The 12,206-nt window shown below is 44.9% G+C and carries 12 protein-coding genes; 7 read left to right on the forward strand and 5 right to left on the reverse strand.

Annotated elements, in window-relative coordinates; genetic code table 11:
• Positions 1 to 57 precede the first annotated feature (57 nt).
• Positions 58 to 525: a TonB-dependent receptor gene (locus Q0537_RS05475; RefSeq protein ID WP_299225766.1), complete on the forward strand. Its 468-nt coding sequence runs from the start codon at positions 58 to 60 to the stop codon at positions 523 to 525.
• 757 nt (positions 526 to 1,282) lie between these two features.
• On the opposite strand, the gene Q0537_RS05480 is transcribed toward Q0537_RS05475, so the two are convergent.
• The 5 genes from Q0537_RS05480 to aspS form a co-directional block, all read right to left on the reverse strand.
• Positions 1,283 to 2,779: a hypothetical protein gene (locus tag Q0537_RS05480; RefSeq protein WP_299225769.1), complete on the reverse strand. Its 1,497-nt coding sequence runs from the start codon at positions 2,777 to 2,779 to the stop codon at positions 1,283 to 1,285.
• Positions 2,780 to 2,983: 204 nt separating this feature from the next.
• Positions 2,984 to 3,502 carry an inorganic diphosphatase gene (gene ppa / locus Q0537_RS05485; protein ID WP_299225773.1) on the reverse strand — a complete coding sequence of 173 codons (519 nt, stop codon included), beginning with the start codon at positions 3,500 to 3,502 and terminating at the stop codon, positions 2,984 to 2,986.
• A gap of 9 nt (positions 3,503 to 3,511) precedes the next feature.
• Entirely contained in the window at positions 3,512 to 3,868 is a 357-nt protein-coding gene (locus Q0537_RS05490; protein WP_299225777.1) for a NirD/YgiW/YdeI family stress tolerance protein, read from the reverse strand.
• A gap of 225 nt (positions 3,869 to 4,093) precedes the next feature.
• A complete protein-coding gene (locus tag Q0537_RS05495; RefSeq protein ID WP_005871684.1) occupies positions 4,094 to 4,675 on the reverse strand; it encodes an adenylate kinase in 582 nt (193 codons plus the stop codon).
• Positions 4,672 to 6,426 carry an aspartate--tRNA ligase gene (aspS, locus tag Q0537_RS05500; protein ID WP_299225781.1) on the reverse strand — a complete coding sequence of 585 codons (1,755 nt, stop codon included), beginning with the start codon at positions 6,424 to 6,426 and terminating at the stop codon, positions 4,672 to 4,674. The genes Q0537_RS05495 and aspS overlap by 4 nt, the downstream gene beginning before the upstream one ends.
• Before the next feature lie 97 nt (positions 6,427 to 6,523).
• Here aspS and Q0537_RS05505 point away from each other — a divergent pair, with 97 nt between their 5' ends.
• From Q0537_RS05505 to Q0537_RS05530, 6 genes are all read left to right on the forward strand, one after another.
• Positions 6,524 to 7,405, forward strand: a complete 882-nt coding sequence (locus tag Q0537_RS05505; RefSeq protein WP_299225784.1) for an NAD(+) kinase — start codon at positions 6,524 to 6,526, stop codon at positions 7,403 to 7,405.
• Positions 7,399 to 8,922: an AAA family ATPase gene (locus Q0537_RS05510; protein ID WP_299225787.1), complete on the forward strand. Its 1,524-nt coding sequence runs from the start codon at positions 7,399 to 7,401 to the stop codon at positions 8,920 to 8,922. Before Q0537_RS05505 ends, Q0537_RS05510 begins: the two co-directional genes overlap by 7 nt.
• Before the next feature lie 125 nt (positions 8,923 to 9,047).
• Entirely contained in the window at positions 9,048 to 9,845 is a 798-nt protein-coding gene (locus tag Q0537_RS05515) for a TatD family hydrolase (RefSeq protein WP_295151491.1), read from the forward strand.
• A complete protein-coding gene (locus tag Q0537_RS05520) occupies positions 9,842 to 10,840 on the forward strand; it encodes a lytic transglycosylase domain-containing protein (RefSeq protein WP_297882548.1) in 999 nt (332 codons plus the stop codon). Before Q0537_RS05515 ends, Q0537_RS05520 begins: the two co-directional genes overlap by 4 nt.
• Before the next feature lie 13 nt (positions 10,841 to 10,853).
• Positions 10,854 to 11,609 carry a septal ring lytic transglycosylase RlpA family protein gene (locus Q0537_RS05525; protein WP_299225791.1) on the forward strand — a complete coding sequence of 252 codons (756 nt, stop codon included), beginning with the start codon at positions 10,854 to 10,856 and terminating at the stop codon, positions 11,607 to 11,609.
• A gap of 235 nt (positions 11,610 to 11,844) precedes the next feature.
• Entirely contained in the window at positions 11,845 to 12,081 is a 237-nt protein-coding gene (locus Q0537_RS05530; RefSeq protein ID WP_298028072.1) for a hypothetical protein, read from the forward strand.
• The last annotated feature ends 125 nt before the right edge of the window (positions 12,082 to 12,206 follow it).

The following is a 12,206-nucleotide window of genomic DNA, read 5'->3' on the forward strand; positions in this document are numbered from 1 at the left end:
GGAATAGCGACAGCATTATTAGAAAAATTAATAAGTTGGTCTAAGGAAAAAGGGAGAATGGATATAGGTCACGGCAAAACCGATACGCCGATGAATGCGATCCAGCCGCGAACGGCGGTTTATAGCGTAGGCTATCAAAGCCCGGGCGATAAATACGGCGCGGATCTGTTCGTAACCGCGGTAGCTGCGAAAAAGGCGAGAGATACCTACAATATGTATTGGTACGAGCAGTATCTAGGCGGCAAAATCGTAAACGGCAAACCTGTAAGCAATAGCGAAGTGGAATGGAGAAGCGGCGGATATACCACGATAGACTTCGTAACATACGTAAAGCCGATAAAATATCTGACGCTTCGTGCAGGCGTATATAATATAACTGATCGTAAATATATCACTTGGGAAAGCGCCAGGTCAATAAGGCCTTTTGGAACTAGCAATCTGATAGATCAAGAAACAGGGCTTGGTATCAACCGCTTTTACTCGCCGGGTAGGAACTATAAACTCACATGGGAGATGCAGTTTTAAAATTTAATCAGGTGTTTGACGTCTTATTAAAACAAAAGCCTTTGGAATCAAAATTTATAGATTTATTACTAAATTTAAAAAGATGGCGATAGTAAATCATTTGGCATCATTTAGATTTCCGAATTTTATGTAGCGTGTAAATTTAAAATTTTACGTAGCGCGGTAGCCCAAAGGCTTTTTTCTGTGATGACATCAGCTTTATAATTTTGCAATGACGCCCGCGATCTTTCCGTCGCTTCGAGATCGAATTTTTTGCCCGTGTAAATTTACCGAGCCGGAAAACATAGCATCCGTATGTGCTAAAAATTTCGCAAGCGCACAGCCCCACACTACACAAATCGCAGGGGAATTTTAATGCCGTAATCCGCAAGCGTATCATCTCGCTTCCAAGCGAAGACAGCCTTTTTCGGCAATGTGCGTAATCTATTTCTCTTCGCTCTATCTCGCCTGCTTGTAACGACAAGTCTTATAAACGCAGTGGTCTTTTAAAAATTTTAACTTCAAATTTTGCTCCGAAGCTCGCTAAATTTAAGGAAGAGCCCACACAGATAAATTGTTCTATTTTCGCGCGGCGCACGAGGTTTTTAAATTTGCGGCGCCCGCAGGAGGCTTTAAAGCTCGCTAAGTCTCGCCGTCGTTAGCGCGCAGGGCTGATCCGGCTAGCGATCTTTTGCGCGATTTATCTCCTTGTATTATTTGCTTAAAATCCCGCCGCGGTATATGTCGGCGCCGGACAAATCATAGCTTCGTTTTAAATTTAATCCTCATATCCTCTAATGCTAATATGCCTTCCCTCTATCTTAGGAACTACGGGCTTCTTTTTAAGCTTAACGCCATACAAATTAATGCCGTAAAGTTTACTAAGGCGGATAAAATCGACGTTAAGCTCCTCTAAATCGGTATCACGAAGATCAATGTATTTAAGACTCGTCATATCGTTTATACTCTGCGGTAGTTTTTTGATCGAGGTCTCGGATAGGTCTAGAACTTCTAAATTTTTTAAGTTTCCTGCGCTTTCCGGGATCTGCGTAATATTTTTGCCGTGGATGTAAAGCTCCTTTAAATTATGTAGGTTTCCGATGCTCTCAGGGATTTTCGTAATGGCTTGGCTGTTAATTTTCAGCTCTTCCAAAGCATCAAGCATGCCGATGCTCTCAGGCAGACTCTCTTGCTTATATCCGCTAATATCGAGCTTTTTTAAGCTTTTTAATGTGCCGATACTTTCAGGGATTTCTTGTATATTTTCAGACCAAATATCAAGCTCCTGCAAATTATGCAAATCCCCTAACTCAGACGGGATCGTCTGGACATCCGAATCTATATGAAGCCTTTTGAGCGACGGGATTTTCACGGCGAGCCGCAATCTATCATCATCCATATGGCCCCACTCCTCAAGATTGGGTAAATTTACGATGTTTTCAGGAGGAGAGGTAAAATCTTCGCTTAGTTCCTTTAGACTCGGCATTCGCGAAACCTCATCGGGTAGCGCCTCTATATGCGTGTTCGTAAGATATAAAATTTCCAGACTTTTCAGCTCTGCTAGATACGTAGGCAAAGTATGTAAAAAATTACAACTATAACAGCGGAGCTCTCGTAGCTTGCTCATTCCCGTAATCTGCGGCGGCAATTGCGAAATGTGCGTTTGGTCCAGTTCGAGATATTCTAAATTCTTTAAATTCGCTACATTTGCGCTCAACTCTTTTACGGGGCAACGATCCAAAATCAGCGTCTTAAGATTCGGAATTTTAGAGATATTTTCACTAATCTCTGTAAATTTAGTAGCACGCAAGCCTAAATACTCGAGCTTTTTTAAATTTTGCACGCAAGAGGGTAGATCTGAAACTCTTGTGCCTTGCAAATCAAGCTTTTTTAAATTTGAAAGCAAACAGATTTCGGGCGGAACCTGCGCAACCTCATCCACTCTAATCGGCGAAACGGTCATAAAATTCGCGTTTCTGCCGAAGTCTAGCTCATCAATGTCCGCAAGCTTTTCATACAAATCCCACGTCGTAGCGATATCGCTAAAGAAGCTTATACCATAGTAATTCTCTCGCCCTTTATCGCTAAAGCGCAGAAAATCCACCAAGTTTTGCATCTGCGTATTTTGATCCTCACTCAGCTTGGGGCTAGACTTCAGGCAGATGCCCTGCGCATCGTTTGACATACTAATTTTAATGCCTTTAAAACCGGAGATCGATTGTATGCAGAGCGAAAAAGCTACTGCCACAAATAGCGCGATATAAATCTTTTTCATTTGAGTCGCCTTTTTAAAATTTAAAATTTTAGTATCTAGCTACGAGATATTTATAAAATTTAAGCGACCGCTTTTTGCAAGCTTGATTTAAAAATCCTCACATCGCTCTGCGCTTCGTAAATCCCATCAAATTTTAAAATTTCGGAATTTCGCCAGTGTCTTAAAGGCGAGGCGAAATTCCAAATCGAATGATGCTTGTAAATTTTATTTATACGCCTTGATCGCTTTGTCTAGAATTTTCTCCGCCTCGGCGGCGCTTGCGAAGTCCTTCACTTTGACCCATTTATTCGGTTCTAAAAGCTTGTAGGTTTCGAAGAAATTTTTGATCTTATCCAGCGTAGCTTTAGGCAGATCGGAGACCCCTTTAATGCCCTCATATCGCGGATCGATCTTGCTAACCGGTACGGCAAGCAGCTTCTCGTCCATGCCGCTTTCGTCCTCCATCATCAAAACGCCGATTAAGCGGCACGGGATCACGCTGCCGGCGGCAAGCGGGTATTCGTTTAGCACCAAAACATCCGCGGGATCGCCGTCGTCTGACAAGGTATTGGGCACGAAGCCGTAGTTTGCGGGGTAAAACATCGCGCCGTATAGTACGCGATCTACGCAGAGCGCGCCGCTTGCTTTGTCGATCTCGTATTTGATATTCGAGCCGTAAGGGATCTCGATTACCGCGTTGATTTTATCGGGGTTTGAGCCCACTTTTATCTTTGAAAGATCCATAGTTTTCCTTTATTTAGAATTTAAAATTTTGATATTTTTCACGTCTATCGTCGTTTTAGTAAAATCTTTGTCGATCTCGCCGCTAATTCGCACGAGCGTATTTTCATCCACGCTTACGCCGCGCCAAACGTCATCATCGATCTCAACCTCGATGCTATCGCCGTTTTGATCCACAAATCTATAATGCTCGTGTTTGAGTTGAGATTTTATCTTGCCGTCGATTACGACAGAAGAATCATCTCTTAATTTAAGCGCTTCTTTGACGCTTGACGGTTGAGTTTGCGCCGCGGAGCCGCTTGGCACAAACCCGCCCGCGCCGAATGCAGCCGCACATAAAGCCATGCTAAGTAAAAATTTTCTAACCATATCTATCCTTAAATTTTAAAAATTTTAATCTCTGTATCCGCAAACAGATCTGAAATTTCATTAAATTTAAAAGCCGCTCATATTTAACGCTCGCATTAAATTTGCGGCGCGAGCTTTTAAATTTACGCTTAAAATTTGGCTATCTAGCGCGACGGTAAGCTATAAATTTAAAGGCGCACTCGTACTAAAAAGCGCGTCTTAAATTTAAGCCGCCATCCAAGCGCGCTAGCCCAGTTTTTCGATCTGCGCGGCGATTATCGCATTGATATCGGCTACGATCTCCTCGACCGTGCGCTCGCCGTTTACGCTGTAAAATACGCCCGCGTCGCCGTAAAATTTACGGATATCCTCGATCGGCTCTGAAAATACCGCCATGCGGTTTTTAAAGACCTCCTCGTTATCGTCCGCTCCGCGAGCGCGTCCTAAAACACGCTCCTTGGCGACCTCTTCGCTAACGCATACCTCGATTACTGCGCTAAGATTTACATCATCGTCGCCTCGCAGCACCTCGTCTAGCTTATTCATCTGCTCGACGCTCCTTGGATAGCCGTCGATGATGATGAAGTCTTTAGGCGAGCTTTTAATCGCGCTAACGATAGCATTTACGACGATATCAAGCGGCACGAGATTGCCTTTAGAGATGAAGCCGTCTATCTGTTTGCCCAGAGCGCTGCCGCTTGCTACCTCGGCACGCAGCAGATCGCCCGTGGAGTAGTGCTCGATGCTTTGATTCATCTGAGCGATCATGCTCGCATCGGTCGTTTTGCCGCTGCCAGGAGCGCCAATGATTAGAAAAAGGCTTTTCATTTTTGCTCCTTCTTATGAAGCCTAAGACCTAGCTCGCGAAGCTGCTCGTCTGTAACGACGCTAGGGGCTTTGGTAAGCGGACACTGCGCGCGCTGCGTTTTAGGAAACGCGATAACCTCGCGAATACTGCTTGAGCCGGTAACGAGCATCATCAGCCTGTCAAAGCCGATCGCAATACCTCCGTGCGGAGGCGCGCCGAAGCTTAGCGCATCAAGCAGGAAGCCGAATTTCTCCCTCTGCTCCGCAGGCTCGATCTTAAGCAGCCTAAAGACCTTTTCTTGAATGTCCGCTTTGTGGATCCTGATACTGCCACCGCCAAGCTCGATGCCGTTTAACACGACGTCGTAGGCAATCGAGGTAATGTCCTCCAAATCAGGCTCATCGGGATTGTTCGGCATAGTGAAAGGATGGTGCATCGCGGAGTAGCTGCCGTCGTCGTTTTGCTCAAACATAGGAAAATTTACGACCCACAAAAACTCAAGCCTGTTCGGATCGATCAGACCAAGCTCGTTTGCGAGGAAAATTCTAAATCTGCCCATATAATCAAGCACGATTTTCTTTTTGCCCGCGCCGAAAAATACGACGTCGCCGACTTTAAGCTCGCAGCGCTTGATAAGCTCATCGAGCTCGCTTTTTTCAAAGAATTTTACTAGCGGCCCCTTTAGTCCGTCCTCTTTTACTTGGATAAACGCAAGGCCTTGCGCGCCGAATTTTTTAACGTATTCCTCAAAGCCTTGCATCTGCCGCTTGCTAAATTTCAGATCGCCGCTCTCGACTTTGAGCGCTTTTACGCGGTTAGCCTTGCGGTCTTTGGCTAAATTTGAAAAAATTTCGTTGCTAGATTTTTCAAAAATATCGGCTACGTCGATGAAAGGCATATCGTAGCGCAGATCGGGTTTGTCGCTGCCGTAAAGCTCCATCGCGTCTTTATACTCCATGTGTCTAAAAGGGGTGACGATCTCGCGACCGCAGGATTTGAAAATATCCTTTAAAACCTCCTCGGCTACGCGCATTATGTCGTATTGAGTGTTGAAGCTCATCTCGATATCGATCTGCGTAAATTCCGGCTGGCGGTCGGCGCGCAGGTCCTCATCGCGGAAGCAACGCGCGATCTGGAAGTATTTATCAAAGCCCGAGCACATCAAAAGCTGCTTGAAAAGTTGCGGACTTTGCGGAAGCGCGTAGAAGCTGCCCGGATAGACGCGGCTAGGCACCAGATAATCCCTAGCGCCCTCGGGCGTCGCGCGCGTTAAGATCGGCGTTTCGACCTCGACAAAGCCGAGCCTATCAAGAGCATTTCGCGCAGCGATCGCAGCCTTGGAGCGCATCTTAAATTTATCGAAGCTTCCCTCGGCGCGCAGATCCAAAAAGCGATATTTTAGCTTCGTTTCTTCGTTGACGCTTTTATCGCCGATTACGAAAGGAAGCGGTTTGCTCGGATTTTCTATCTCTAAGCTTTCTACCACGACTTCGATGTCGCCCGTTTTTAAATTTGGATTTTCCAGCCCTTCGCCGCGAGCGCGGATCTTGCCGACGGCTTTTAGGACAAATTCGTTTCGCACGGTATTTGCTACCTCGTATGCCGAGTGGCTATCTTTGGGATCACAGACTAGCTGTAACAGCCCGCTTCGGTCGCGCAAATCTATAAAAATCACGCCGCCGTGGTCGCGGTAAGAATTTACCCAGCCGCACACGGTTACACTTTTGCCGATATCGTTTTTACTCAAATCCGTACAGTAATGACTTCGCAAAATCACTCCTTTTTAATAAAATTTCAAGAGCCGATTATAGTTAAATTTTGCTTTTACAAAGCTAATTTTTTATAAAATAGCGCCCGAAAGTAGAAAAATGGAAAGCAAAAACAAAATCCACGAAAATTTAAAATTTGCAGGGCTGATAGCCAAAAAATCGGATGAGATTCGCCCCGTCGCGGAGCAAATTTGTGAAATTTTAAAAGTGCAAAGTATTGAGCCTTTGATGCAGCAAGATAGCGCCGAATTTTTAGGCTTCAAGCCGCATACGCTTGCAGAAATTTTAAAAAAGACCAATTTTTTAATCAGCCTCGGCGGCGACGGCACGCTCATCGGGCTTGCGAGGCTGCTAAGCGACAAAAACGCTTTTATTTTGGGTATTAACGCGGGCACTCTGGGCTTTTTAACGGACGTGCAGCCGAGTGAATTCGTAAAATTTTTAAAGGAATTTTTGCGCGGCGAATACGAGATCGAACGCCCGTTTTTGCTTGAAGTGATACTGGAAAACGGTAGCGGCAAAATTGTCCGCAAGACCGCATTTAACGACGTCGTAATCACCCGCAGCCATATCTCATCGATGGCGAAGATCGACGCCTTTTTAAATAGAAAATATTTCAACACCTACTACGGCGACGGCGTGATCGTAAGCTCCGCCGTGGGCTCGACCGCGTATAATATGAGCGCGAACGGCCCGATCGTCTATCCTCTGTGCGACGTGTTTTGCGTCACGCCGATATGCTCGCACAGCCTGACGCAGCGACCTTTGATCCTTCCCAAAGAATATCTCGTAAGCTTCAAAAACGCCGGAAGCTCCGAAGTTAGCGTCGTCATCGACGGACAAGACGTTTTTGATATGGCGGAATTTAGCAGCATGAGCGCTAAAATTTCACATGCCAAAGCAAATTTAATAAAACGCAAGAGCTACGATTATTTCGACGTTTTAAAAGCCAAACTCAGATGGGGGCACGGCGGATGCTAGAAAGAATTTATATTAAAAATAATCTGGGTTTTTGCGAGAGTGAGCTTAGTTTTGGTCCAGGACTTAGCGTATTTACAGGTACCAGCGGCGCGGGCAAATCGGTATTAATAGGCGCGATTTTAGCGGTGTTCGGTCTTAACGAATGCGAGGCTGAGCTCATAGAAGCGGACGTAGAGCATAAATTTGATATGGGAAATTTCGGCTTGATAAACGATACGCCAAATATTTTTCGCGTCCTAAAAGAGCGTAGCTTGCGATATTTTATAAATTCTCAATCAGTCTCGAAAAAAAATCTAAGCACGATCGCCGGCGAATACGTGAAATTTTTAGGCGCGAAAAACGCCGGCGAAATGAGTAGCGATAGCTTGCTAAAATTACTTGATTTTATCGCCGCGAAAAAAGATGCGGCACACGCGCTAAGCCTATCGGAGCTTCAAAGCGCTTTTGTGGAATTTAGCCGCACAAAAAAGCAGCTGGATGAAATTTTGGATCAAGAGCGCAAGATCGAGGAGTTAAAGGAATTCGCTCGCTTCGAGATTGAAAAAATCGAGCGTGTATCGCCTAAGATCGGTGAATATGAGGAGCTTTTGCAGATCAAAAAAAAGCTTAGTAAAAAAGATAAGATCGAGGAACTTTGGGCTAAGGCGCAGGGTGTTTTTGAGCTAGAACGCAGCGTCATCGAAGCGCTAAGTCTTAGCGGGCTGGATAGCGCATTTTTTGAGGATGCAATGAACGAGCTGCGGCTAAAGCAAGAAAGCTTGAGCTTAGACGAGCTCGAAAATATCGACATAGAGAAAATTTTAGATCGCATCGAAGCTCTTAGCGCGCTAAATAGGCGCTACGGAAGCGTAGAGGAGGCGCTAGCTACGCTTGAAGCGCGCAAGAAGGAGCTTGAGCATTACGAGCAGTTAAGCTTTGAAAAAACCAAGTTGCAAGTGGAATTTAAACGCCTTAGTGAAAGCACCGCTACCCTTGCCGAAAAAATCAGCGAGGCTCGCAAGGGCACTAAAAAACGGCTCGAGGATCTGATAAATTCCTATCTAAAGCAGCTTTATATGGACGGAGTGGAGCTTGGTTTTAAGCCTACGGCGCTTAGTGAGTGCGGCACAGACGAAATTTGCGTCAGCTTGTGCAAGACGGAATTTAAAAATTTAAGCTCAGGCGAAACGAACCGCCTACGCCTTGCTTTCATCGCGGCAAGCTTGGAGCTTACAAATAACGGCGAGGGAATTTTGATCTTAGACGAGATTGATTCAAATTTAAGCGGAAAAGAGGCGATGAGTGTCGCTAACGTGCTGGTAAAAATTTCAAAATTTTATCAAATTTTTGCGATCTCGCACCAGCCGCAGCTTAGTTCCAAGGCTGCGTCACACTTTTTAGTAAGTAAAACGAACGGCAAATCTAGCGTGAGATTATTAAGCGAAAATGAAAAAATAACAGAGCTAGCTCGTATGATAAGCGGCGAGACTATTACTGCAGAAGCCCTGGAATTCGCTAAAAAACTAAGGCAAAGCTGAAGGAATTTTAAGCTTAAGTTTAAATCTGAAATTTTTTGCTACAATACCGCGTTTAATTTAAATTTAAGTGTGATTTTGCAAAACGACGTAAAATCCGCTTCGAAAAATTTTATCAAGTGAGTTTTATGATTATAGATACACATTGCCATTTAGACGATGCTAGTTTCGACGCCGATTTGGACGCGGTGATTGAGCGCGCCACGATTGCAGGTGTGCGTAGCATCATCATTCCCGGTGCCGATGTAGCAGACCTAGATAAGGCATGTAAAATTTCGCATGCACGGGATAATGTGTATTTTGCCGTAGGAGTACATCCATACGAGATAGATTCTTTCGATATGGAGGTGCTGAAGCGGTATGCTGACGATCCCAAATGCGTGGGCGTTGGCGAATGCGGTCTTGATTATTTCAGACTTAAGCAGCAAGAGAGCAAGGAAACCAAAGCCTTAGAAATCTCCCGCCAAAAAGACGCCTTTATCTCACAAATCGATCTAGCAACACAACTTCAAAAACCACTTATAGTCCATATCCGAGAAGCAAACGAAGATAGCTTTGGAATTCTAAAAGATCGCGCCGGCGATTTATGCGGCGGTGTTTTACACTGCTTCAATGCCAGCAAGCTTTTGCTAGGTCTTAGCGAATACGGATTTTACTTCGGTATCGGCGGAGTTTTGACATTCAAAAATGCAAAAAACTTAGCTGAGATCTTACCGCAAATTCCGCAAGAGCGCCTTTTAATCGAGACGGATGCACCATATCTAACCCCGCATCCGCATCGCGGCGAGCGCAATGAGCCTGCATTTACGAGACTCGTGGTAGAAAAAGTCGCGGAAATTTTAAGCCTAAGCGTAGAAGAGGTTGAAGCAATAACGACTCAAAACGCCTGTAGGCTTTTTGGCGATAAAATCAAAGGAGAGATATGAAAGCCATAAAATTTATACTGCTAGCCCTACTTTTAGTGGGCGAAGCGTTTGCGAGCCAGCCCGGTCTGATGCGCGCAAATCACGACTATATTTTAAATCAATTCGGCATCGAAAATAACGAATCGAGCAAAAACGTAGTTGCGGGCATATTCCGTGCGATCAATGCAAGCGATCGCAAGCAGTTTAAGCATATCGTGACTTCGCAGTCGCACAATGCCTACTTAGTCAAATCCGAGGTCGATAACATTGAAGCTCCGGAATTCTTATTGTATTTGGCAATGGTAGAATCTCATCTTAAAAACACCGTAACTTCGGGCGCTAGCGCAGGTGGTATGTGGCAGCTGATGCCGGCAACTGCGAAAAATTTCGGTCTTAGAGTAGATAGCGCCGTAGATGAGCGTCGCGATCCCGCAGCCTCTACGGATGCTGCGTTTTCGTATATTTTGCATCTGAAGCAAAATTTTGGCAAGTGGTATTTAGCGCTAATGGCGTATAATTGCGGCGATCAAAAGCTTAAAAATGCGATTGCAGCTACTGGCAGCGACGATCTGGATCGCTTGCTAAAAAGCCCCGCACTTCCTAATGAGACTAAGAATTTTATCAAGCGCATTATTAAATACGCTTACATCGCTCAAAATGAAAATATGCGTAAAATTCTGCTTTTTGAAAGCGAGCCGTGGGGGCTAAAGCGTATTGCGGTAGCTCCGGGCACAAAGCTAAGCGCGGTTGCAAAACAGATCGGAATTTCGCCATCGCAGATGCAGGATTACAACGCGCATATTAAAAACGGAATTTCGCCGCTTAACGGCAAGTACTTCTTTTATATCCCACAAAGCAAATATGCAGAATTTGTCGTAAATCAAGGCGCGTTTCAAGCGTATGAACCACGTCTGAAACAGCGCAAGCCAGGACGCGTGTTAGCAGGTTTGGCGAACGAGCTTAGCCTCAAAGACAAAAACGAAATAGCGCTAAATAATATAAAATTCAACAAATAAGATCGGATCGCAGGTGTCGTACCAGAAAATCGCTCTTTTTAGTGCGCTTTTTGCGCTGATTCTTGCCGGTTGCTCGTTTCGTACCGCACCGTCGTCTAGATCGTCTGCGGGCGGTGCGGGCAAGATCGGCAAAAACTCTCCCGCCACCATGCGCCCTTATAAAATTAACGGCAAAACCTACTATCCAGAGCAAGTAAGCGTCGGTGACACTCAAATCGGCATCGCCAGCTGGTATGGGCCGAATTTTCATGGCAAATACACTTCAAACGGCGAAATTTACGATATGAACGGCATGACCGCCGCGCACAAAACCTATCCAATGAATACTATGGTAAAGGTCACGAATCGCGATACCGGCGCTACCACAACCGTGCGCATAAACGATCGCGGTCCATTCGTGGATGGTCGCATCATCGATCTTAGCAAAACAGCTGCCAATCTAGTGGGCGTATTTGCCAAAGGTACGGCGCCTGTAAAGCTCGAAGTAGTGGGTTTTTATGGGCGCACTATTGCTAAAGGCTCGCCGAAAGCAACCATCGTTGGCGGAAATTTTATGGTACAAATCGGTGCGTTTAGAAACAGAAGCGGCGCACAAATTTATCAGCGCGATTACCACGGCACAGCGGGATATCCTGCGATCATCAAAGAATTTAGCATAGATGGCACGCCAATTTATCGCGTCTTTTTAAGTGGATTTAAGAGTGAGGATGAGGCGAGAGATTTCGCGCATAATGGCAAGTTTACTGGAGCTTTCATCGTAAGGGAGTAGCAGTTTTCTTTGACGGCTTTTCCTTCGTTTTTTGCTTGATAAGGGCTTTGTTAAATTTATTTGTGAGCTACTCGCGGTAAAATTTCCCGTCATCTAATAGTTATCTGCTTTAGCTGCGGCGAAGTGCGGGCTACTTGCAAGCTATTCGTAGCAAAAAGTGCGCCTACCTGCTTGAGCTTTGTTTTTTAATAGGACGCCGCGGCTGATAAAATTTTTATATTGCTAGGGATAAAGCATGCAAAAATATCCGGAAGTTTATAGTTTAGAAAAGAGTTTGGCTATACTTGAAAAATATAAAGACGAGCTGAGCGTAGAACAATACGAGCAAAATAGATCTATCATCTGCAACCACGCGATAGAGGGTATGTTTGCAAACGAGCAAGATATAATCGATCTTATCAAGGTCGATAAGGGAGAAAAGACGCCCGATGAGATAATAAACGAATATAAAAAAGAGTGGGGCGTTTTATAGCGTAGTAGAAAATTGAAATTTGATAGTGAAATATTAGATGTATTTAAACGCAGCTCTTCGGTTCTTTGAATTTTAATCGTGCAGAAAAGTTACGACTTCGTGTTCTTTTGGAACATATTCCCTAT

The sequence above is a fragment of the uncultured Campylobacter sp. genome (assembly GCF_938017775.1).
In the GTDB taxonomy this organism is placed as follows: domain Bacteria; phylum Campylobacterota; class Campylobacteria; order Campylobacterales; family Campylobacteraceae; genus Campylobacter_B.